Below are 21676 nucleotides of genomic sequence, written 5' to 3'. Positions count from 1 at the left end.
TTTACATACCAAGCTCCCCTCTTTAATCTTTTATCTAATTATCTATATCTTTAGGAACAATGCTTTCTATCAACTTAAAAACAGCAAAAACGGCCATATTAGCGCCTTTATTCATATTATCAATCATTGCCTTCAACTGCAAGCAGCCACCTGTTGTTAAGCACGATGGTGTAAAAGATCTTATTTCTTTTAAACCTATAGAAGGAATTAGTTATAGCGAAATAGCCCGCCGTACGGAAGATGGACTTTCATTTAACAATGCAGGTTACCAGCTCGAACCGCAATGGAAAATGAAATTTGTATCGGATGATTCGGTAAGCATTTACAGCCCCACAAAAAAACAGTTTATTAATTTCCCGCTTACCTGCGGTTACGATTCTATTTTTAACACAGCGCGTACCTGGTTAAAAGTTAAGGTAATGACCAAAGACAGCCTGATCACTGAGGTACTTAGCGCCGAAGCCGACTCGGTTGATACGCACGGGACCAGAGTTTACATGACTTTTTATGCCGATAATTATGTAAAAAACGTTTTGCATGGCGATTTAAGCAAATGCAAAAGCCCATCCTTAAAAGATACTGCCTATATAAAGTGGCTATCCGCGGCCGCCAATAAAGATCCCGATAAGGCGTTTGCCGCACGCCAGCCGGTACAGATCAAAAGCAAAACCCGGTTAGTCTCAATCGAAAAGCGTGTTACCGAACCTACCCTGCTTAATAATTTCGATACCTCAAGTGATTATATGGCACCGTCGTTTTATATCATTATTAATAAGGCCCACACAGATTTCCACTATTCATTTTCGGTAAATGTTGATGAGCAAGGGCAAATGCATTACGTAAAGCCTTTGATCCCAACCACGTCCGAATACTATATCGACCATTCGAAAGCTGTGATGGACAGTTATCTAAAACAATACCTAAACCTCAAGCCCGGTACAACCCTCGGGATTGTGCATACCAGCGAAATAGCTATTCATGTTACCGGCAGACGCGGAGCTTAATGATGTTAAGCCATTTTTCGGCCTTTATCTAATTATCTATATCTTTAGCAGCAATGCTGTCTATCAATTTAAAAACAACAAAAACGGCCATATTAGCGCCATTATTTATATTATCCATCATTGCCTTTGGCTGCAACCAGTCAAAGCCCGAAAAAAAGAAACGGGAACTCATCTCGTTCAGGGCATATAACGGCATCAACTATTCGGAAGTAAAACGCCGCATGCGCAATGGTTTATCATTTAATGAGTATGGCTACCAGTTGGAACCGCAATGGAAACTAAAATTCGTGTCCGACGATTCGGTAAGTATCTTCAGTCCGACTAAAAACGCCTTCATTAATTTTCCGCTCACCCGTGGTTACGATTCTATTTTTAATGCGGCCCGCTCGTGGTTAAAAGTTAAAAAGATCAATAAAGATAGTATTACCATGGAGATCCTGATTCAGAAAGGCGATTCGCTGGATGTTAAAGGCACCAAGGTTTTCATGCTTTTTTATGCCGATAATTATGTGAAGAACGTATTGCACACCGATACATCCATATTAAGACACCCAAGTCGCAGGGATACTTTGTTTATTGAATCGCTGGCCACAAAAGCCAATGCCGATTATAAAAAGGCATTTGCTGCGCGCCAACCGGCAGTTATTACCAGTAAAAGTCCATCGGTTACGGTTTCACAACGGAAAACCAAGCCCGATATCATGAACAACTTCGATAACTCGGACGATTACCTCGACCCTACGTATGATATCGTTGTAAACAAGGCTTTTAAAGATTTTTACTACTCCTTTACCATGTATATTGATGATAAGGGCGGCATGCACTACGGCTATCCTCTTGTTGGCATTGACGACGAGGAGATCAAAGCCGATTATAACCATACCGCGAACGCTGTAGTAGAAAGCTATTTCAAATACTACTTCAACGTAAAACCGGGCTCAACCTTAGGCTTCCGCCACGCAAGCATGGTATCAATACATGTGGAGGGGAAAGCGGCTAAGTAATCGCTTTTCAGTATTTAGACATCATTGAGTATAAAATATAAAAGCTAAATAGACGTCATTGCGAGGTACGAAGCAATCGCACGGAAGCAGGTTCGCCCTGTATAGCATGCGATTGCTTCGTACCTCGCAATGACGAACTTTATAGGGTAATCCGTTACAAAGTAACAATCCTGCTATTCAATATGGCAACTAACGCCCCTGCGTTTAAATTTAACATGCAATGCCTGTAGCGCTTTGTAAAAAAATGTTAAATAAACAATGCCCCAAAATGCAATACGGGCTTAATGTTTATATTAGCCCCTGTTACTTCCTTAACTTAAATTGATGATTGTACGTAGATTTTTACTTATACTTTGTTTGCTTACTGCCTTTGGTGCTTCTGTTTTTGCCCAGCAGGATAGTATCCCCCTCACTACCATTATCGAAAAAACAAGCAAGTTTGCCGGTACCTTCCCAATCGAAAAAGTTTACCTGCATACCGATAAACCCTACTATGCCGTTGGCGATACCCTTTGGTTTAAAGGATATGTAACTATCGAAAAACACCAGCCATCGGCACTAAGCAAAATTTTATATGTTGATCTGATCAACAACCGCGACTCGGTAGTTGAAAGCCAGCGTATTGTTGTTGTTAATGGTTTTGCCAGCGGTAATATTGTATTAAATGGCGACACGTATAAACAAGGTGCCTACCGCCTGAGGAGTTATACCAACTGGATGCGCAACTTTGATCCTGATTACTTTTACGACCATACTTTTAACGTAGGTAATGCCATTGATAACCAGGTACGTACTAATATCACCTTTAAAAGTTCGGGCAAACGCAGCAATGTAAAAGTTGATGCCAGCATTTTATATAAAGGGCCTGATAATACGCCTTACGCCAACAAACGCGTAAACTGGCAGCTAATGAAAAACGGCGACCCCGTAAATAAAGGTCACGGTACAACTGATGATAAGGGATTTTTAACTGTTGATATTCCCGAAACCCAGGCTGATGCTATTTCGGGCAGTATTTTGGTAACGGCTATTGATGTAGGCGACCGTAAAACAGTAAGCAGCAGCTTTTCAATGCGTACTGCTATTAAGGGCTACGATGTGCAATTTTTCCCGGAAGGCGGGCAGCTTACCAATGGTTTGCGTACCAAGATAGCATTTAAAGCTATAGCCTCGAGCGGGTTGGGTGTAGATGTAAAAGGCAACATTGTTGATGATAAAGGAACAGAAATAGCCCAGTTTAACAGTGCCCACCTGGGTATGGGCGTATTTGCTATAACACCCGATCTGGAACGTTCATATAAAGCAAACGTAACTTTTGCCGATGGTTCTACAGCGTCATACAACCTGCCGCGCGTACAATCAATGGGTATTAACCTGGGCGTTTACAATAACGACCCTACCAACCTTACGGTAAAAATAATGGCTAACGATCTGTTTTTTCAGCGTAAGCAAAACAAAAGCTTTTACCTGGTAGCACAAAGCGGCGGTGTTATTTGCTACGCAGCGCAAACAATTTTAAACAGTACCACCTACTCGGCTAATATTCCCAAAACAAAATTCCCTACAGGCATAGTTCAGATAACATTATTTTCATCGGGAGGTTACGCCCTTTGCGAACGCATTGTGTTTATACAACATAACGACCAGATGAACCTTACCCTTAAAACCGATAAACCATCGTACACAACAAGGGGTAATGTAAAGATTACCGTATCGGCAAAAAATGATATTAAACCAACCGAGGGCAGTTTTTCGATAGCTGTACTTGACGACACCACGGTGCCATCAAACGAAGATAACGAGTCGACTATTTTGAGTAATATGTTGCTTACTTCGGATTTAAAAGGCTTTATTGAAAAACCGAACTATTATTTCAATAAACCCGACGAAGAAAAAGCAGCCAACCTGGATATACTGATGCTTACACAGGGTTACCGTCGTTTTGACTATGAAGATATATTGGCAGATAAAACCCCGCCTATTTACCTGCTTCCTGAACAGGGCATTGATATTACCGGTATATTACGCACCAATGCCGGTTTACCGGTGGCAAAGGGTAGCTTACGCTTGTTGATCCCGGATAAAAATTTCTCGGCCGAAACGATAACCGATATGTCGGGCAATTTCAAATTCTCAAATGTGAATGTTCCGGATACTTCTAAAATCACCCTAAGCGCGCGCAATAATCCAAACGGCCGTAATATGGTGATCAGCGTAAATGGCGAGGCTTATCAAAAACTGAGCAAGAATACCAACATTCCTGATGAGATCATCAATATCGATAGCACGTTCAGGCCTTACCTGCAAAACAGCTATAAGCAATACCAAAGCTCACGTACTATAAAGGAGGTTGTGGTTAAAGCTACCAAAATTGTAAAAAAAGTAAGCCATAGTGATTATGGAGGCACGTTTGCGGGCTTATCAATGATGGCAGACCATGAGATATCGAACCAGCAGCTTACGGGTTGCCCTTTGCTTATTAACTGTCTTCAAACTATGGCTATGGGCCTTACTTATGTTGATAATAATTTTTATATAACACGTGATTATAACGCGGGTAATCGCACTACGCCGGTACAGATCTACGTAGGTAGTTTGCCTGTTGATGCTAATTACCTTACCAGCATGTCGGGCGCTGATGTTGAAAATGTGGAGATATTTATGAATGATGGTGTAAGTGGTATAAACAGAAACACGCAAACCAAGGGTGTGATGATCATCAACAAAAAAGTGGTTAAAAAACAAAAGATCACCCTTGCGCAGCTTCAGGAACTTATCCCGAAAACAAACGTTATTACATTTGCGGTGCAAGGCTACACCAAAGCAAAAGAGTTTTATTCGCCTAAATATGATGTGAGTAAAGCCGGTACACTGGGTGGCGATTTACGCAACACCATTTACTGGAAACCTAATATCGTAACAGATAAAGCAACCGGTACCGCTACCATCAGCTTTTTCAACAGCGATCAGCGCGGCAGCTACCGTGCTATAATTGAAGGTATTGATGCCGATGGTAATATAGGGCGCTATGTACTTCACTACAACGTGAAATAAATTAGTAATATAAAGCTAAATGCCCGGTCTGTATTTGAACAGATCGGGCATTTTGCTTTAGAGGCTATTTAAAATGGCTAAATAAGCATACTATATCCCCTGCGTCATTGCGAGGCACGAAGCAATCCTCAATGAGCAGAGAAGCCCTGCAAATCTGCTCTGTATAGTCGGGGATTGCTTCGTGCCTCGCAATGACGCTTTTTTTTGGAAAGCTCCTTAGCGCCCATCTTAAGCATTCCCGTTCATTCAGCCCATTTGTGTTATCCGCATAATTTGTTTGGGTTCAATTTATTATATTCGTTTAACTCTATTCAATTTAAACCATTACCGTTATGAACTTTCAACTTATTAACTGGCTGGCCGTTGTGGTTGCAGCCTTGTCTGCCTTTTTAGTAGGCGGCATTTGGTACTCACCTTCGCTATTTGCCAACGCCTGGGCAGCCGATAACAAACTAACTACCGAAGAGCTTCGATCATCAAACAAAGGCCGCGCGTTTGGCTTTACCGCATTTTTCTCGCTCATTATGGCGGTAAACCTCGCCATGTTTTTGGCCGATGCAAAAACAGACCTTGCCTGGGGCGCTACCGCCGGTTTCCTGGCAGGCATCTGGACATTCAGCGCCATAGCGATCCATAGTTTATTCGAGCTTAAAAGCTGGAGGCTGATTTTCATTAATGGCGGATACAGCGTGGTATCATTAACGCTGATGGGGTTGATCATCGGTGCATGGAGATAACAACACTCATTTGATAATAAAGCACCCTAAAACTCGAAACCGTTAAGAAAAACTTTGCGGCTTCGCGACTTTGCGTGCTAAAACATTAAAGCGACAGGATCCTCAATATGACATTTATCTTATACACCCGCTAAACAATCCATCGGTATTTTAGTTGAAATTTACAGTAGTTGATACTAAAACACATTACTATGGCAGGCACAACAAGCTCATTTGAAAAAACATTCACTATAGGTGGCGATATAACCATTAACCGACTGGGATACGGCGCTATGCGTATAACAGGCGAAGGCATCTGGGGACCACCAAAAGATAAAGACGAGGCTATCCGTGTATTGAAACGCGCAGTTGAGTTAGGCGTTAATTTTATTGACACCGCCGATAGCTACGGACCAAACATATCCGAACAATTAATAGCCGAAGCACTGCACCCCTATCCAACAGATCTGCTCATTGGCACCAAAGGCGGCCTATTACGTACAGGCCCCGGTGAATGGCCTGTAGATGCCTCGCCCGAACACCTCGAGGAAGCCCTTTACGGCAGTCTACGCCGTTTGAAAGTTGACAGGATAGACCTTTACCAATTACACCGCATCGACCCAAAAGTACCTGCCGAAAAATCGTTCGAGTTTTTGCAGAAAGCACAGCAGGAAGGCAAGATCAGGCATATCGGCCTGTCTGAAGTAAGTGTTGCCGATATTAAACTGGCACAACAGTATTTTGAAGTTGTATCGGTACAAAACATGTACAGCGTTGATAACCGTAAATGGGAAGCAGAGCTGGAATACACCAATGATCATAACATCGCTTTTATACCATGGTTCCCGCTTGGTGGCGGCAACGTACAAGGGCAGGAGATCTTGAAGCGCGTTGCCGATAAGCACAACGCTACCATTCACCAGGTTGCCCTGAGCTGGTTGCTGCACCACTCGCCTAATGTGTTATTGATACCGGGTACATCAAGCGTTAGTCACCTGGAGGAAAATATGAAAACTGCCGATATTCAATTATCAGAGGATGATTTAGCGGTATTGGATAGTATTGGGGAAGTTTAAGGCTCCCTTTTATTCAGGCCAAACAGAAAATAAATTTCTTACTTTTACCACCACAAAAGGATGCCCGACCGGCATCCTTTTGTTATAAAACAAGTTTGCAGTAGGCATGAAAACCAAAGAAGAAATACTGGATAGCTATAATACAACCGGCAGCGACGGCCTGCCAGAAATTTCGGCCGGAGACCTGCTCAACGCCATGGAAGCCTACAAACAACAATGGGCTGAAGCTGCTTTTGAAGCCGCCCGGAAACAAAAAAATGGGGTTTATGAATTTGAATCTTTTAGTGATTTTGTTGAAAGCGAGAAACCGAGCGTTCCTTCGGTTGAAGATAACTTCGGGATCACTTTAGCTGCTGTAGCCGATAGTATAGTGACTAATTTTTTACCTGATGATGCTTCCGTAAACGAGTTTTCTTTTGATTTTAACCTTGAAGGAAAAGGCTACACCGCTTTTTATGAAAAGGATGCCGAGGGCTATTGGAAGATGGGTAGCTGGAAAGGAAGATAAGGACAGTTTGCAGTTTTGAGTTTGCAGTTTGCTAATCGAAAAATAGAGTTGCAAACTGCTTAACTCAACTTTCAACTGCAAACTGCCTACTAAAAACTGCCAACTGATCAAATATCCGCTACTTTAAACGGCTTTACATCAACGCTTTCCCAAACGCGTTGTGTAATGTATGGATCGTTCTGTTTCCAGGCTTCCAGTTCATCGTAGGTTTCAAACTGCATGATCATTGTTGAGCCTACCATTTTGCCTTCTTCATTCAGCATAGCACCGGCTATAACTAAATTTCCACTCGCCTTTAATGCCTTGGCACCATCCAGATGATGCGGACGGGCGGCCATTCGCCTGTCAAAAGCTTCGGCATCGGTATAATCGTACGCGGTTACAAGGTATTGTTTCATGGTATGTTTTTAATTGATTAACAGGCCCGAATATCCGTAACTATCCTGTTAAAATAAATTAAAAATTAAATTAACTTTATAAATGTAAAGTTGACAATTTTTACAATATTTGTTTTCGAAAACCAACCTGAATAATGAAGAATAATTTGCACCAGGAATTTACTAAGATCTTTAATAAAGAAGCAGATAACGCGTACTTTTCACCAGGCCGTGTCAATCTTATCGGCGAACATATCGATTATAATGGCGGTCTTGTAATGCCATGCGCCATTACCTTTGGCACTTACTTATTAACCTCGCCAAATGAAGATGGCATTTTCCGCTTCAGGAGCTTGAATTTTAGTGAACAGCTTGATATTCCGTTGCAATTAAAATACGAAAAAACAGGCGAGAACTGGTTTAACTTCCCTATTGGTGTAATTGATCGCTTTGTTAAAGACGGTCACCCGGTAAAAGGGTTGGATATGCTTTTTTATGGCGATATCCCAATTGGCTCAGGCTTATCTTCTTCAGCCTCTATCGAGGTTGTAACCTCATACGCGCTTAACGATCTGTTTAACAGCGGCTATAGCAAGCTCGACCTGGTAAAATTATCTAAAGACGTAGAAAACAACTTTATAGGTGTTAACTGCGGCATTATGGACCAGTTTGCAGTTGCCTTCGGCGAAAAGAACAAAGCTTTGATGCTTAATTGCGATACATTGGACTACGAAGCGGTTGACAGCAACCTTGGTGAATATGTATTGGCTATCATTAATACCAACAAGCCGCGCAAGCTGGCCGAATCAAAATATAACGAACGCGTGCAGGAATGCCAGACCGCATTGGCCGAGCTACAGCAGAAACTGGATATCAAATACCTGTGCGAAATAAACAGCGCTACGTTTGAAGAATATAAACACCTGATTACCGAGCCTGTTGTATTAAAACGCGCTAAACACGTAATTGAAGAGAACGACCGCGTTAAACTGGCCGCTAAAGCCGTTGCCGCGAATGATCTGGCCGAATTTGGTAAACTGATGTACGCATCGCACGATTCATTGCGCGACCTTTACGAAGTAAGCGGCGTTGAGCTTGATACCGTTGCAGAATACAGCAAAACCAACCCCGATGTAGCAGGTGCCCGCATGACAGGCGCTGGCTTTGGCGGTTGCGCCATAGCGTTGGTAAAAGGCGATGCTTTCGATAAATTCAGCGAAGAAGTTACTGAGTATTACACCAAAAAAATCGGTTACGCGCCATCTGTTTACAGCTCATTGATTGGCGATGGCGTAGGCGTTTTGGCATCGGTACTAAATTAATAGCAGATATTTAATATTTTTGCGCCCTTATAATGGTTCATTAGTGCATTACGGTAACCACACCAATGTGTTAATGAACCTTTTAATTAATGAATCAAAGTGATGCGCAAATTAAAGTTAGATGAGCTGAACCGGGCTACGGTTGATGAATTTAAAGCACAGGATAAGCTTCCGGTAGCCGTGGTGTTAGATAATGTGCGGAGCATGCACAACATCGGCTCTATCTTTCGTACTTCAGACGGTTTTGCGGTAGAGCAGATCTGTCTTTGCGGTATCACCGCCCAGCCTCCCCACCGCGAAATTGAAAAAACCGCCCTCGGTGCCACCCAATCTGTTAACTGGACTTATTACGAAACTCCCTTACAAGCAGTTGAGCAACTACGCAAAGATGGCTACCAGATCATAGCCATTGAACAGGCCGAAAACAGCACCATGCTGCACGAATTTAAACCTACAGATGATGGTAAATACGCCCTAATTTTCGGCAACGAAGTAAATGGTGTTAGCGATGAGGTAATGCAGGTTATTGATGGCTGTATCGAGATCCCACAGTTTGGCACCAAGCACTCGTTTAATATTGTAGTATCCGCAGGCATAGTGCTTTGGGATTTTTTTGCTAAGATGGCGATATAGTTAACGTAATGCTGTAAACTATCGTCATTGCGAGCAATTAAAAGCCGGGGCATCTGAAGGAGATATGGCATTTGCGAGAAGGGCCTGTCACTCTGAGCTTGTCGAAGAGTCGCGCGCAGAGGCCCTACCCACCATGTTTCGACAGGCTCAGCATGACCCCTATTTTAAACTTGTAATGGGTAGGTACGAAGCAATCGCATGGAGGCAAATCTGCTCTGTACAGTTCGCGATTGCTTCGTACCTCGCAATGACGTCTTCAAGAATCACGAAGCTAAGCCATTCTTCCTCAACACATAAAACGACATTTCCTTTCTCGTTACAAAGCCCAGCTTTTCATAAATTTTAATGGCCCGTTCATTTTCTGATTTTACATGCAGAAAAGGAATCTCTCCGGCTTCCCTTATCCTGCGTGCCTGGTTTAGCAGTAGCTTACCTGCATATCCCCTACCCAAATAATCGGGATGGGTGCAAACCGCGCTGATCTCGGCGTAAGGCGTCGGGTTTAAACGCTGGCCCGCCATGGCTATCAATTTATCACCATCAAAAATTCCACGGTAGTGCCCAAACTCAATAGTACGTTCGGCAAAAGGGCCGGGATTGGTTAGCTTGGTAAGTTCAAGCATTTGTGGGATATGCTGATCATCAAGCTTTACTAAGCCTTCATCGTCAACATCGGCGGGAGCTTTTTCATCCAGCACCATTTGAAGGCATTTTAAATAAGCTACTGTTTCCCACTCGACCGGGATCTGAATATCATGAGGAGCTATAAAAATAAAATAGCTTTCGAAAGGAATAGTTTCATAAAGCAGCTTGAAATTCTGGTCTGAAGTTTCGGGCAATCCAATAAAGGGCGAGACCTCTTTAGGGAAGTAACCTGTTTTATCGTTTGTTACAGCAAAGGCCTTATTCCCGCTTTTCATGGCGTTCCATGCGGGGTTATCTAATATGTGATCCATAATTGTGGTGGTGCGCAAGGCTGTAAAACTATTAAAAATAGCAAGGCTCATGGGGCGCAAAACAATTTATTACATTAAATTAGCCTTGCATACAAACCTCATCATTTATGAATGCACTCGCCAAAAAGCTACAGGTAAAAGTAAATTCACGCTGGCTCATCCTCAATGCACCAACAGGCTACCCCGATAGCCTTTCGCCCCTGCCCGATGGCACCGAACTTGTGTTTAATACGGTAAGTGCTTTTAATGGAGTACAGCTTTTTGTTACCACCAGCACGCAACTGGCAGATGAACTAAAAGCGCTCAGCCCTCTGCTTAAACCCGACAGCGTTTTTTGGATCATCTATCCCAAAAAAAATTGGGGTATTCAAACCGATCTGGAAATGATGGGTAGTTGGGATACTCCGGCACAATACGGTTTACGTCCGGTAGCATCTGCGGCCATTAACGATGTTTGGACAGCCTTGCGGTTTAAACCGGTTGAGGCGGTGAAAGTATCGGAAGGACGAAACGAGGCCGTTAAAAGCAATGAATTTGGGGCTTACATAGACGTGGACAACAAAATTGTAACCTTGCCCGATAATATCAAAGAAGCTTTGGAGCAATATCCCGAAACATTAAACTACTTTCAATCGCTGGCTTACAGTCATAAAAAAGAATATGTATTATGGATCCTAACGGCCAAGCAGGAAAAAACCCGGCAGGACAGGTTAGTAAAAATGGTGGAGATGTTACAGAATAAAAAGAAAAACCCATCTGATAAATAATCAGATCTAAAATCAATTTCAGCAAAAATATTATAAAAACACGTCATTGCGAGGCACGAAGCAATCGCGGACTATTCAGAGCGGACCTGTCTATGTGCGATTGCTTCGTGCCTCGCAATGACGTTAGGTTAGACAATCATCTCCTAAAACAAAAAAACGCCCTGCATCAATTAAAAAGCAGGGCGTTTTTTATGATTCAAAATTTTTATTTACCAACCTGAACCTTTTTTAGCGTTACCATTTTTGATATGCTCTTCGGCAGCAGCTTTGCCCATAATGGCAGCCATTTTGTTACCTGCGCCATCTGTACCTGTAGCAATATATCTGCCCGATTTAATATCGATAACCGGATCAACCATTGGTACATTTTTAGTTTTTGTTTTTACTGAATACGCGGTAATGCCGCTTCCTTTTTCTGTTGCCATGATAAGTTTCTTTTGTTTTTAATGTTAACCCCATTTAAACTGAATTGTTTGCAGATGGGTTATAATTGGTTATCACGGTAAACATGCATTATTTTTTTTTAATTCAAAATAGCCTGCTTAAATAACTTGTTAACATTTTTAAGTTTGTGTTAATAATGAAAATATCAAGGTATCGGCAAAACGTCCTTTGTGCCAGTGGTCTTGTTTAAAGTGCGCCTCCTGTATAAATTTATTTTTTAACAGCAAGTTAACTGAAGCGGTATTTTCGGACTGAACATTTGCCTGTATCGAATGCAGGCCAATAACTTCAAAAGCATAACGGATAGCAGCTTCAACAGCCTCCTGCATCAATCCCTGCCCCTGGTAGGCTGGGTTTAATAAATATCCTATCTCGGCCCGGTGATTTTCTTTCTCGATACGCCAAAAGCCTATGCTACCAATATACTTATCACTGTTTTTGAGGCAGATACACCAGGTGATGCCATCATTACCGGCTAACAGCTTGTCGATAACATCTATCAGCGCAATGGCATCATCAATGGTTTTACAAATGGGGCGGGCAATGTATTGCATCACCTCTTCGTTCGATCTCATCTCGAACAGATCTGCAGCATCATCATGCGTAAAACGCCGCAGTACAAGTCGCTCAGTAGTTAAAACCGGAAATGGTGCAAAATCAGGATAAAGCATAAGCAATATTATCTAATACCGGCTTTATTTGCCACCGGCAATGCTTTGGTTAAACTTCAGTATCAGGTTAAAAAGCTCGGCGTATTTATTGAGCGGCAGCGTTTTGCTGATATCAAACACATCGTGATAAGCTTTAATGCCGCCCATGGTATAAATAAAAAAGGCTGGTACACCCTGCTCGGTAAAAAGGTAATGATCGCTATTGGCCGCCTTTCCGCGCGAAGCTACTTTTACAAAATAGTTATTTTCTTTATTGATCTGCTGCATAGCAGCAAACTCTTTGGGATAAACCGAGGCATTAACTACCGTAATACCATCCTCGCCTGTTCCATTCAAATCAAGATTGATCAAAAAGCGAATATTTTTGAGGGGAATAATTGGATTTTCAGTAAAATACTTTGAACCTAACAAACCGGCCTCCTCGCCCGAAAAACAGATAAAGGCAACGTTGTAAGGCAAGGGGTGTTTGGCATAATGGCGGGCAAGTCCCATCAGTTCAGAAATGCCACTGGCATTATCATTTGCGCCGGGGAAATAGGTTTTATCGCCCATGCCACCCAAATGGTCATAATGAGCGGTGATCATGATCACAGAATCGGGTTTGGAAGTACCTTTTACGATGCCGCAAATGTTGGCGGTTTTAAAATCAGGGATCAGCTTATTTTCTATATCAATTTTGATAGTTGCAGGCTCAGTTTTCAGGACATTTTTATCAACCTGGATCAACGTATAATCCAACACCCGCCCCTCGGCCGACCATGTCAATTTCTTCTCTAACGATACGATCACTCTGTTTTGCTGATCGATAAAATGAGTGCTATCTTTTTTAACCAGCTGCCCTGTTCCGGTTACACCTCTACTATCCGGCGATACAATAAAATCTTTACCAGGTACAAGCTGCACATCGTTGATGCTTAGCTCCATTTTGCCGGGGAAAGTATTTACCGGGTAGCTAAAAGGCTGAAAGTAATTTTTACCATCCATCGGCTTTACACCATAGCTTTTTAACTGGGCTGATAAAAAGTCGGCAGCTTTATGAACGCCATCTTTGGTGTAACCGCGTCCCCAAAAATAAGGAGCGGTAAGTGTATCAACCATTTTGCGGGCGAAGAGGGTATGTTGGGCTGAAACGATATTTACAATAAAAAGAAACGGGAGGATAAGTTTAAGTTTCATCCGTTAAAAATAAGTATTTGGATTTTCTGATTGCGTACCTTGGTGTCTAATTTACTTTCGCACGAAGACACTAAGCCGCAAAGCTTTTTTTCGGATGATCAATGAACGCAACCACCCGCATCAACTATTATAATATCCTGGCCATGCTGGCCTCGGCGGCACTTGCGTTTTTCATCCCCTTCGAGCTGGTGCTGCTTTCCTATGCCATACTTGGGCCGCTGCACTATCTTACCGAGATCTCATGGTTAAACACCCGGCAGTTCTTCACCCTAAAAAAGTACGATTATTTGCTGATAGCCGGAGTTGTTGTTACTTGTGTGCTATTTAAACTTCCGGTAGCCTACCTGGTTTACTACACCTTCGGACTGTCGTTTATTCTGTTAATGATCAATGATACTTTGTATAGGGCGCTGGCCTTTTTATTATTGATAGCGATGGGTTATTTCCTGCTCGGCAATAACATATTGCGAACAGTATTCGGCTTGTATATTCCTACCCTTATCCACGTTTACATTTTTACCGGTGCATTTCTGTCGCTTGGGGCTTTAAGGGAGAGGAATATTTCAGGTTACGCAACTTTCGCTGTATTTCTGATATGCCCTGTATTATTAAGCTTGCTTTTTACCGATGTTCATCATCAACCTACACAATGGGCTACAAATGGTTATAAATACTTTGAGCATATCAATATCACTACACTACGCAATCAAACCGTTAATGTATATACTAACCAGGCAAGCATTATTTTAACAAGGATAATAGCCTTTGCCTACACCTACCATTACATTAACTGGTTCAGTAAAACCAAGGTGATCAACTGGCATAGGGTTAGCAAAACGGTTGCTGTTGTAATTATATTGATATGGATAGCTTCTGTATCTTTATATTTTTATGATTACCGGTTGGGCATTAAATGGCTTTTTATGTTGAGCCTCGCGCATGTGATATTGGAGTTCCCACTTAATCACAAAAGCTTTATTGATATTGGCCGGCAATTAAAAAGCAGTCTACCCTCTACATAAAACTATCTGCCTCGCGATAGGCTTTGATCAGCGCCAACTCCCCTTCTTTGCCAGCACCTGCGGTGCCATGCTCCATCCCCATTACGCCTTTGTAGCCTTTGCCGTAAATATGCTTAAATATGTTTTTGTAGTTAACCTCTCCGGTGCCGGGTTCTTTACGCCCTGGGTTATCGCCTATCTGGTAGTAGCCTATTTCATCAAACACCAGATCCAACGTCGGGATGATATTACCCTGGTTACGCTGCACATGATACATATCATACAATATTTTGCACGACGGACTGCCAACCGCTTTACAGATCTCATATGCCTGATCGGGCGTGCGCAAAAACAGATCGGGGTTATCGCTTAGTGGTTCGAGTACCATGATGATGCCATGTGGTTCTAATACGGCTGTGCCTTTTTTTATTGCTCCGATCACATTACCTGTTTGTACACCGATGGGCAGGTTACGCACAAAATCGCCGGGAACAACGGTAACCAGTTTACTGCCTACGCGTTTAGCCACTTCAACGGCTTGCTTGCATGATGCTATGAATTTTTCAACCTGGTCGGCTTTGCCGGTGGCCAGCATATTACTATCGTTACCTAAGCCGGGTTGTACAAATACGCCCATGGCCATGCCTAATTTTGCTAACGTATCGCCTATTTTTTTCTGCTGATCAACCGGGCGACCGCTCATGCCGTTATCCTCAATGGCGCGGAAGCCTTTATCGTACGCAAATTTTATCTGGTCGATAAAATCATCGCCCGCATGGTTTTTAAACATACCATCATGAATGCCGTAATTAAGGTTAAAAGTTTTATCGCCTGCCGGTAAGGCGGCGGCATTTGCTCCCTTAGTGCTATCGCTTTGGGTAGCTGCTTTTAAAATACCTGTACTAAATAATGATGCACCCGCCAGTACGGAGGTTTGAACAAAGTTTCTGCGTTTCATGTGGCTTGCTGATTGGTTTGCGGGCTAAAGTTAACAGGATTCGGGGATTTTGAAAGTTAAAAATTCTCTACACGATTTTTTCCGAATTAACGAATTGAAACAAATACATCAGCCCTACAATTAGTGTAATTTGATTAATTGTATAAAACCCGCTAAGCATTCGTGTTAAAAATTCCTCGCACAAATTATTAATAGCGCAGAACCCTCCCTCCAAAATTCGTGTAATTCGATTAAATCCTATACTTCTTGCAAAGCATTCGTGTAAAACGTCTCAATCGCCCCAATTTGAAAGCATCGTTATTTTTTGTATATTTGTATATAAACGGAAAAAATTAAAGCTATTCCAGCTCACGGCCTCCCGCTATTTTGATCCTGATCTGTTGTTTTCCCCGCTGATACCGTTGCTGCCCGGAACATAAATTTAAAGGTCACATCCATACTCAAGTATAAAACAAACCAAGGTTTGTTTGGCCAGGCTTTTAATAATGCCGCTGATAGCTTATTGTTTAACTTAATTGATCGTAATTAATGGCTAAATCGCAAGCAACATTCATGAAAAAACAACTGGAGAAAAATCGCCAGAAAAAAAAGGAAGATAAAGAACAACGTAAACAGGAACGCAAACAAAATTCAGGAGGCAGCGACCTCGACAGTATGCTGGCTTACGTAAACGAATTTGGGGAGATAGTTTCAACCCCTCCCGAAAAAAAGCAAAACCCCTCCGAATAAAATTAAAGCCGCAATTAAAGCGGCTTTGTTGTTTTATCCCTACTTTAAATTGAACCTTTTGTATTTTTATTTGTCATAGTAAAAAAAGCAAAACAACATTTATGAAATTTAAATTAGGCCTTATTTGCTGTATCGCCCTTGCTGTTGCCTCCTGCACAGGCAATAGCACTAATAAAGATGGAGATACAACCCTCAAAAAAGAAGACACGGCCATGGCCAACGCGCCCGATGCTCCGGCCGTAAACATGGAGTACTGTTTTTACACCACCGAAGGCACCGCCGCCCAGGATACAACCAAAGTAAGCCTGCACGTTAACGGCAATAAGGTTACCGGCGATATGAACTGGATCCCCAAAGAAAAAGATGCCCGCAAAGGCACACTGATGGGCAACTTGAATGGCAACGTAATTAAAGCCTTATGGAGTTACGGGCAGGAAGGCGGTACAGATACCCTGAGTGTAGAATTTCAGCTAAGGGGTAACCAGCTGGCTCAAAAGCCTTATAAATACGATGCAAAAACCGGCAAACAGCAAACCGATAACGCTGCCGGGTACACCGTAATTTACAACATGAAAAATTGTAAGTAATTGATAAATTAGCTCAACAAAAAAGCTAAAAAAATGAAAGAGCGCGAAACCAGCATATTGTACATGGTGCTGGGCATATATACCCTGATGGTAAGTTGGTATTACAACCACAACGTAATTTTACTGATTATACACTACGTGTTTTGGCCCATCTATTTAATTTACGAATTGCTGATAGGCCACCTGGCCGGTGGCATGTGGAAAACCATACCACTTTCGTACTTCAAATAGCTGTAAAAAAACAGCTTTAACACATAAAAAACACAAACACCCGGATAGCAATATTCGGGTGTTTGTGTTTTGGAAAATGCCCGTTCCTCCATCCTCTTTAACTAAATTTCACTGCATACTGCCTGCGTTTTTCCCGCAACGCCAACCGCGTTAAAACACGCGAATAATGGCGTAGATGTGCGCTGTAAATAGCGTAAGCGCCCTATTTTATTTCGTTCTGTACCTGCACAATTTTGAACCAACAGTTTAACGGGTAATTAAACAACCATAAAACTGCGAAATAAAATATCACACTTATTAAAACACATCCAACTCCACATGAAAAAGTTTAACTATTTATTAGCGCTCTTCATCGCGCTGTTTGTTTTTGTTGAAGCCTGCAAAAAAGGCGACGATGGACCTGCTGGCCCTAAAGGTGCCGATGGGGCAAATGGTGCTACCGGCGCAACAGGCCCTGCCGGTCCGGTTGGCCCCGCGGGCCCTAAAAGCGCTGATGGCAGCGATGGTAGTATGATTTACAGCGGCACAGGCGCGCCAACTGCCAATATTGGAAATGTAGGCGACTTTTACCTCAACAAATCAAACGGATTATTATACGGACCTAAAACAGAAACAGGCTGGAGTACCAGCTTTTCCTTAAAAGGCCCTACAGGTGCAACCGGCGCTACAGGTGCTGATGGAGCCGACGGACAAAACGGTAAAGACGGCAATACAGTACTAAGCGGCACCGGCGTTCCGGCAACCGGCTTGGGCAAAACCGGCGATTACTATCTTGATAAAAACAGTTATTTGTTATACGGCCCTAAAGCGGCCAACTCATGGGGGGCACCGGTAAACTTGCGTGGCCCGGCCGGTCCGCAAGGCCCTGCGGGTACCGCTAACGTTATTTACTCAGATTGGGTTTATGCGAAAAACTTCCGCGATAGCACAATAGATAACAGCCTGATGCACGTTGCCGATATCCCAGCCAATGACCTGACTACCGAAAACCTATCTCATGCTTTGATCCAGGTGTACTTTACTTATGGCGGTGGTGTATTCCCGCTCCCACATTTAACCTATGCAGGCAACAAGGCAAGTATCATCAACTTTGCGCCGAGATTTAAACATTTCAATATCACCCGTTATACGCTTGATAATTCAAACTCGGTAAACCTGAGCACCGTACTACAATACCGTTACGTGATCATTCCGGGTGGAATAGCCGCTGCTAAGGCCAAAAACATTGATGTTAACGATTACGAATCGGTACGCAGGTACCTCCGCGTTAATAATTAAGCATATTCACACCTACCTTAAAACAATAAAAAGGGGAGCGAAATTCGCTCCCCTTTTGCTATTTAAACTTTTTCAACCACAACAGCCGTACCGTAAGCCAGCACTTCGGTAATGCCCTGCATTACCTCATTGGCATCATAACGCATATTGATAATGGCGTTAGCCCCAATAGCCTGGGCATGCTGAATCAGTAACTGGTAAGCCTCCTCGCGGGCATTTTCGCAAAGCTCAACATAAATTGAAAGCCTGCCGCCAAACAGCGATTGAAAACCACCTGCAATATTGCCCAACGCGCTACGGCTACGCACGGTAATGCCACGAACAACGCCTAAATGACGGGTAACTTTATAACCTTCTAAAGTTGTGCTGGTTGTAATTAATGAAGTATCCATTTTATTTTTATTGAGTGATTTTAATTTAGATGCAGTATGGTTAACGATATTACAGGAGATGTGTTTTTTCAACCTTGATTTTTAGGATTTGAGGATTAGCTTGATAAAGTATCGGACATCCAAAGTCTTGCCAACCATGAACTATGATCAATGAACTATCAACTCCCCAAAATTCACTACCTTTGCCGAAAAAATTACAATAGATGCCTGATAAAATTAAAGCTGTTTTTTTAGATCGTGATGGTGTGTTGAACAAAGAATTAGGCGATTATGTACGTCGCTTAGAGGATTTTCAAGTATTGGATAACTTCGATGCCCTTAAAACTTTGCAAGACCGCGGTTATATGTTGTTAGTAGCAACTAACCAAGGCGGTTTGGCCAAAGGCTGGTACACCGAAGAAGAACTTGCCAAAATGCACAACCACCTAAAACAGGTTTACCAAGACCGTGGCGTTGAAATAACCGACTTTTTTTACTGTCCGCACCACCCCAACTTCACCGGCGATTGCGATTGCCGCAAACCCAAACCGGGTTTGCTGTTGCAAGGTATCGAAAAATACAACATCGATCCATCAAGATCATACTTCATCGGCGATCGTGAACGTGATGTTGAAGCTGGCACTGCCGCTGGGGTTAAAGGTATTTTGATTGATAGTGATCAACCTATCAGCACTGTTTTGGATCAGATAGCGTAATAAAGTAAATCTACCAACTCGTCATTGCGAGGTACGAAGCAATCCCAAACTATACAGAGCGGATTTGCAAGGTCGCTCTTCTAATCGGGGATTGCTTCGTACCTCGCAATGACGATTTTAAAGAATGTGCGTTACAAAATAACGACAGCAATCTAAAACATTTTCCTCTCTCCTGCTTTTTACCAATATTTATATCTCCATATGCAAAAAAGCCGTTACCTCAAAAATCTCGATACTGTATTAGCCGCCCTCATCGGTTGGTTTGTTTTGAGTTTGTTTTTCAGGTATAGCGGAGTGGGGATCTCGCCGGATAGTATCATGTACACCAGCGCGGCGCATAGTTTGAAAACGCATGGCAACCTATTTACTTTTAACCATGTGCCTATTGTTGATTTCCCAGTTTTTTACCCGGTTTTTCTGGGTATCATTTCGATAATTACACAAGTTGATCCGGTTAAATTTGGGGCCGTGCTTAACGGCATAATGTTCGCCTCGCTGATATTTACCAGCGGCTGGATCACAGAACGTTTTGTACCAGCATCGAGGATTTATAAATGGTTGATATTAGCCGCTATACTTTTGAGTCCGCCATTGTTACAGGTTTATTCGTATCTCTGGTCGGAAACGCTGTTCATTCTTGAAATCCTGCTTTTCCTGGTGGCTTTCAGACGGTATCTTTTAACGCATACCATTAAAGCATTGGTTATAGCCGCATTAATAGCTGCGGTAAGTTGTATTACCCGATATGCTGCTGTTACTATTGTGGGCACCGGCGGTTTGCTTTTGTTGTTGGATAGGGTTTTGCCTTTAAAAAAGAAGATAGGCCATATCCTGCTTTATGGTGTTATTTGTATTTCGTTACTGGTAAGTAATTTGGTTTTCAATGCGTTTATCACGGGTACAACTACCGGGCCGCGGGAACCTTCTATAACGCCGTTCAGCAAAAACCTGTATTATTTTGGCACGGTAATGTGCGATTGGATGGGATTAACGCCTAATCAATACTGGGCAGCTACGCCACTGGCCATTATTATTTTCCTGGGATTTATAGCAGCATTAGCTTACAATTATTACTACCGCAGGGTGGATAGGTTCGAAAACCTGGCTATTACCTTCGCGTTGGTTTATGGCGCGTTCATTGTGCTTTCGTCTACCTTTTCGAGGTACGAACGGATCAACCACCGCTTACTTTCACCGTTGTTTATTACCGCTTTGTGGGGCTATACGAGTTGGGCATTGCTGGTGCTCCGAAAAATCAACAAAACCACTACCCGGCGCATCGTTGGCGCAATAATGGTCTTATTGATGCTGGGCTTCATCACCAGCGAATTTTTAATTGACAAAGACCGCTATTCCGACCAGGTAGCCGACGAGTACGGAAACCCAGGCTTTACTGACGAAAGCTGGATCGACTCGGAATTTGCCATTTACCTGCGTAGCGGCGATAAGAGCTTGTTTAAACCCGGCGTTAAAATTTATACCGACGCACACGAGGCCGTTTACTTTTTCTCGGGGCTATCATCATACCTCGTTCCCCACCGTTTTTTCACTAAGGATATTGATAAGTTTTACCAGGCCAAGCATTATTATCTGATCTGGCTTAATGTGCTGGAAAATCCTGAGCTTATTAATTTGAAGGATATTCAGAAAGTTAAGAAACTGAAGCTGATCAAAGATTTTGGTGAAGAGGGTGGGATTTATGAGTACACAGAGGAATAGTGTTTTTTTGTCTGAACCAGAATTTGGGAAAATTAAGGGAATTGACAGAATGCTGAGCAAATTCTATAACTTCTTTAATTCCATAAATTCGAGTTCAGACAATTTTGGGCATGTGCGACGGCCGCGTTAGGGATTGGAGCGGATACCGGCCTTGTGGCTAAGGCCTGCAGGCGTATGAGCGTAAAGCCTGCCCGTTAGCTAACGGGAACGCCCATATTATATTCCTCAAAACGCAATCAATAATTCACTCCCACTCACCTACTCATAGCAGCAAACAAAGCCCCTTCTATCAACAAAGCTGCCTTGTATAGTTCGCGATTGCTTCGTACCTCGCAATGACATGATGTATTAAATCCCAACAAATTCACATTAAATTTT

General features: G+C 42.6%; 23 protein-coding genes. 16 read left to right on the top strand and 7 right to left on the bottom strand.

The window, feature by feature from the left end:
- Nucleotides 1-59: 59 nt before the first annotated feature.
- The 6 genes from AAFN85_RS04785 (at nt 60) to AAFN85_RS04760 (ending at nt 7362) form a co-directional block, all read left to right on the top strand.
- A complete protein-coding gene (locus AAFN85_RS04785) occupies nt 60-1004 on the top strand; it encodes a hypothetical protein (protein ID WP_347525831.1) in 945 nt (314 codons plus the stop codon).
- A gap of 53 nt (nt 1005-1057) precedes the next feature.
- A complete protein-coding gene (locus tag AAFN85_RS04780; protein WP_347525830.1) occupies nt 1058-2008 on the top strand; it encodes a hypothetical protein in 951 nt (316 codons plus the stop codon).
- 324 nt (nt 2009-2332) lie between these two features.
- Nucleotides 2333-5062, top strand: coding sequence for a carboxypeptidase regulatory-like domain-containing protein (locus tag AAFN85_RS04775; protein ID WP_347525829.1), 2730 nt, complete (start codon nt 2333-2335; stop codon nt 5060-5062).
- A gap of 332 nt (nt 5063-5394) precedes the next feature.
- A complete protein-coding gene (locus tag AAFN85_RS04770) occupies nt 5395-5799 on the top strand; it encodes a DUF1761 domain-containing protein (protein ID WP_347525828.1) in 405 nt (134 codons plus the stop codon).
- A gap of 191 nt (nt 5800-5990) precedes the next feature.
- A complete protein-coding gene (locus tag AAFN85_RS04765; RefSeq protein ID WP_347525826.1) occupies nt 5991-6854 on the top strand; it encodes an aldo/keto reductase in 864 nt (287 codons plus the stop codon).
- A 106-nt stretch (nt 6855-6960) separates the two neighbouring features.
- Nucleotides 6961-7362 carry a hypothetical protein gene (locus tag AAFN85_RS04760; RefSeq protein WP_347525825.1) on the top strand — a complete coding sequence of 134 codons (402 nt, stop codon included), beginning with the start codon at nt 6961-6963 and terminating at the stop codon, nt 7360-7362.
- A gap of 107 nt (nt 7363-7469) precedes the next feature.
- Here AAFN85_RS04760 and AAFN85_RS04755 read toward each other — a convergent pair whose 3' ends face one another.
- Nucleotides 7470-7760, bottom strand: coding sequence for a YciI family protein (locus AAFN85_RS04755; protein WP_347525823.1), 291 nt, complete (start codon nt 7758-7760; stop codon nt 7470-7472).
- A gap of 134 nt (nt 7761-7894) precedes the next feature.
- On the opposite strand from AAFN85_RS04755, the gene AAFN85_RS04750 reads away from it, so the two are divergent.
- Nucleotides 7895-9061, top strand: a complete 1167-nt coding sequence (locus AAFN85_RS04750) for a galactokinase (protein ID WP_347525822.1) — start codon at nt 7895-7897, stop codon at nt 9059-9061.
- A 102-nt stretch (nt 9062-9163) separates the two neighbouring features.
- Nucleotides 9164-9694: an RNA methyltransferase gene (locus AAFN85_RS04745; RefSeq protein ID WP_347525821.1), complete on the top strand. Its 531-nt coding sequence runs from the start codon at nt 9164-9166 to the stop codon at nt 9692-9694.
- Nucleotides 9695-9957: 263 nt separating this feature from the next.
- On the opposite strand, the gene AAFN85_RS04740 is transcribed toward AAFN85_RS04745, so the two are convergent.
- Nucleotides 9958-10650: a GNAT family N-acetyltransferase gene (locus AAFN85_RS04740; protein ID WP_347525820.1), complete on the bottom strand. Its 693-nt coding sequence runs from the start codon at nt 10648-10650 to the stop codon at nt 9958-9960.
- A 107-nt stretch (nt 10651-10757) separates the two neighbouring features.
- On the opposite strand from AAFN85_RS04740, the gene AAFN85_RS04735 reads away from it, so the two are divergent.
- Nucleotides 10758-11417 carry a YdeI/OmpD-associated family protein gene (locus AAFN85_RS04735; RefSeq protein WP_347525819.1) on the top strand — a complete coding sequence of 220 codons (660 nt, stop codon included), beginning with the start codon at nt 10758-10760 and terminating at the stop codon, nt 11415-11417.
- Between the two features lie 209 nt (nt 11418-11626).
- On the opposite strand, the gene AAFN85_RS04730 is transcribed toward AAFN85_RS04735, so the two are convergent.
- From AAFN85_RS04730 to AAFN85_RS04720, 3 genes are all read right to left on the bottom strand, one after another.
- A complete protein-coding gene (locus AAFN85_RS04730; RefSeq protein ID WP_347525818.1) occupies nt 11627-11842 on the bottom strand; it encodes a hypothetical protein in 216 nt (71 codons plus the stop codon).
- A 138-nt stretch (nt 11843-11980) separates the two neighbouring features.
- A complete protein-coding gene (locus AAFN85_RS04725; protein ID WP_347525816.1) occupies nt 11981-12532 on the bottom strand; it encodes a GNAT family N-acetyltransferase in 552 nt (183 codons plus the stop codon).
- A 24-nt stretch (nt 12533-12556) separates the two neighbouring features.
- Complete coding sequence (locus AAFN85_RS04720; RefSeq protein WP_347525815.1) at nt 12557-13708, bottom strand: M28 family peptidase; 1152 nt, start codon at nt 13706-13708, stop codon at nt 12557-12559.
- Nucleotides 13709-13809: 101 nt separating this feature from the next.
- Here AAFN85_RS04720 and AAFN85_RS04715 point away from each other — a divergent pair, with 101 nt between their 5' ends.
- Nucleotides 13810-14730, top strand: a complete 921-nt coding sequence (locus AAFN85_RS04715; RefSeq protein WP_347525814.1) for a hypothetical protein — start codon at nt 13810-13812, stop codon at nt 14728-14730.
- On the opposite strand, the gene AAFN85_RS04710 is transcribed toward AAFN85_RS04715, so the two are convergent.
- On the bottom strand, nt 14723-15667 hold the full coding sequence (locus AAFN85_RS04710) for a TIM barrel protein (protein ID WP_347525813.1): 945 nt from the start codon (nt 15665-15667) through the stop codon (nt 14723-14725). The two genes, AAFN85_RS04715 and AAFN85_RS04710, sit on opposite strands and share 8 nt — an antisense overlap.
- 552 nt (nt 15668-16219) lie before the next feature.
- Here AAFN85_RS04710 and AAFN85_RS04705 point away from each other — a divergent pair.
- The 4 genes from AAFN85_RS04705 (at nt 16220) to AAFN85_RS04690 (ending at nt 18492) form a co-directional block, all read left to right on the top strand.
- Nucleotides 16220-16396: a hypothetical protein gene (locus tag AAFN85_RS04705; RefSeq protein WP_347525812.1), complete on the top strand. Its 177-nt coding sequence runs from the start codon at nt 16220-16222 to the stop codon at nt 16394-16396.
- A gap of 101 nt (nt 16397-16497) precedes the next feature.
- On the top strand, nt 16498-16983 hold the full coding sequence (locus AAFN85_RS04700; protein ID WP_347525811.1) for a hypothetical protein: 486 nt from the start codon (nt 16498-16500) through the stop codon (nt 16981-16983).
- Nucleotides 16984-17016: 33 nt separating this feature from the next.
- The gene (locus AAFN85_RS04695) at nt 17017-17214 is read left to right on the top strand and encodes a hypothetical protein (RefSeq protein ID WP_347525810.1); all 198 of its coding nucleotides are present in this window, start codon (nt 17017-17019) and stop codon (nt 17212-17214) included.
- Nucleotides 17215-17532: 318 nt separating this feature from the next.
- Nucleotides 17533-18492 (top strand): hypothetical protein, encoded by a 960-nt coding sequence (locus tag AAFN85_RS04690; protein ID WP_347525809.1) that lies wholly within the window; start codon nt 17533-17535, stop codon nt 18490-18492.
- Between the two features lie 62 nt (nt 18493-18554).
- Here AAFN85_RS04690 and AAFN85_RS04685 read toward each other — a convergent pair whose 3' ends face one another.
- The gene (locus tag AAFN85_RS04685) at nt 18555-18884 is read right to left on the bottom strand and encodes a YbjQ family protein (protein WP_347525808.1); all 330 of its coding nucleotides are present in this window, start codon (nt 18882-18884) and stop codon (nt 18555-18557) included.
- 203 nt (nt 18885-19087) lie between these two features.
- Between AAFN85_RS04685 and AAFN85_RS04680 the strand changes: the two genes are divergently transcribed.
- Nucleotides 19088-19579, top strand: coding sequence for an HAD family hydrolase (locus AAFN85_RS04680; protein WP_347525807.1), 492 nt, complete (start codon nt 19088-19090; stop codon nt 19577-19579).
- A 201-nt stretch (nt 19580-19780) separates the two neighbouring features.
- Nucleotides 19781-21298 carry a hypothetical protein gene (locus tag AAFN85_RS04675; protein WP_347525806.1) on the top strand — a complete coding sequence of 506 codons (1518 nt, stop codon included), beginning with the start codon at nt 19781-19783 and terminating at the stop codon, nt 21296-21298.
- The last annotated feature ends 378 nt before the right edge of the window (nt 21299-21676 follow it).

Origin of the sequence: Mucilaginibacter sp. CAU 1740, from assembly GCF_039839285.1 — a bacterium.
Lineage (GTDB): Bacteria > Bacteroidota > Bacteroidia > Sphingobacteriales > Sphingobacteriaceae > Mucilaginibacter.
This window is presented reverse-complemented; position numbering and strand designations above follow the sequence as displayed.

Bases quoted from the DNA above. Each gene is read 5' to 3' on its own strand.
- AAFN85_RS04785 (WP_347525831.1), top strand. From the start codon at position 60: ATGCTTTCTATCAACTTAAAAACAGCAAAAACGGCCATATTAGCGCCT.
- AAFN85_RS04780 (WP_347525830.1), top strand. From the start codon at position 1,058: ATGCTGTCTATCAATTTAAAAACAACAAAAACGGCCATATTAGCGCCA.
- AAFN85_RS04775 (WP_347525829.1), top strand. From the start codon at position 2,333: ATGATTGTACGTAGATTTTTACTTATACTTTGTTTGCTTACTGCCTTT.
- AAFN85_RS04770 (WP_347525828.1), top strand. From the start codon at position 5,395: ATGAACTTTCAACTTATTAACTGGCTGGCCGTTGTGGTTGCAGCCTTG.
- AAFN85_RS04765 (WP_347525826.1), top strand. From the start codon at position 5,991: ATGGCAGGCACAACAAGCTCATTTGAAAAAACATTCACTATAGGTGGC.
- AAFN85_RS04760 (WP_347525825.1), top strand. From the start codon at position 6,961: ATGAAAACCAAAGAAGAAATACTGGATAGCTATAATACAACCGGCAGC.
- AAFN85_RS04755 (WP_347525823.1), bottom strand. From the start codon at position 7,760: ATGAAACAATACCTTGTAACCGCGTACGATTATACCGATGCCGAAGCT.
- AAFN85_RS04750 (WP_347525822.1), top strand. From the start codon at position 7,895: ATGAAGAATAATTTGCACCAGGAATTTACTAAGATCTTTAATAAAGAA.
- AAFN85_RS04745 (WP_347525821.1), top strand. From the start codon at position 9,164: ATGCGCAAATTAAAGTTAGATGAGCTGAACCGGGCTACGGTTGATGAA.
- AAFN85_RS04740 (WP_347525820.1), bottom strand. From the start codon at position 10,650: ATGGATCACATATTAGATAACCCCGCATGGAACGCCATGAAAAGCGGG.
- AAFN85_RS04735 (WP_347525819.1), top strand. From the start codon at position 10,758: ATGAATGCACTCGCCAAAAAGCTACAGGTAAAAGTAAATTCACGCTGG.
- AAFN85_RS04730 (WP_347525818.1), bottom strand. From the start codon at position 11,842: ATGGCAACAGAAAAAGGAAGCGGCATTACCGCGTATTCAGTAAAAACA.
- AAFN85_RS04725 (WP_347525816.1), bottom strand. From the start codon at position 12,532: ATGCTTTATCCTGATTTTGCACCATTTCCGGTTTTAACTACTGAGCGA.
- AAFN85_RS04720 (WP_347525815.1), bottom strand. From the start codon at position 13,708: ATGAAACTTAAACTTATCCTCCCGTTTCTTTTTATTGTAAATATCGTT.
- AAFN85_RS04715 (WP_347525814.1), top strand. From the start codon at position 13,810: ATGAACGCAACCACCCGCATCAACTATTATAATATCCTGGCCATGCTG.
- AAFN85_RS04710 (WP_347525813.1), bottom strand. From the start codon at position 15,667: ATGAAACGCAGAAACTTTGTTCAAACCTCCGTACTGGCGGGTGCATCA.
- AAFN85_RS04705 (WP_347525812.1), top strand. From the start codon at position 16,220: ATGAAAAAACAACTGGAGAAAAATCGCCAGAAAAAAAAGGAAGATAAA.
- AAFN85_RS04700 (WP_347525811.1), top strand. From the start codon at position 16,498: ATGAAATTTAAATTAGGCCTTATTTGCTGTATCGCCCTTGCTGTTGCC.
- AAFN85_RS04695 (WP_347525810.1), top strand. From the start codon at position 17,017: ATGAAAGAGCGCGAAACCAGCATATTGTACATGGTGCTGGGCATATAT.
- AAFN85_RS04690 (WP_347525809.1), top strand. From the start codon at position 17,533: ATGAAAAAGTTTAACTATTTATTAGCGCTCTTCATCGCGCTGTTTGTT.
- AAFN85_RS04685 (WP_347525808.1), bottom strand. From the start codon at position 18,884: ATGGATACTTCATTAATTACAACCAGCACAACTTTAGAAGGTTATAAA.
- AAFN85_RS04680 (WP_347525807.1), top strand. From the start codon at position 19,088: ATGCCTGATAAAATTAAAGCTGTTTTTTTAGATCGTGATGGTGTGTTG.
- AAFN85_RS04675 (WP_347525806.1), top strand. From the start codon at position 19,781: ATGCAAAAAAGCCGTTACCTCAAAAATCTCGATACTGTATTAGCCGCC.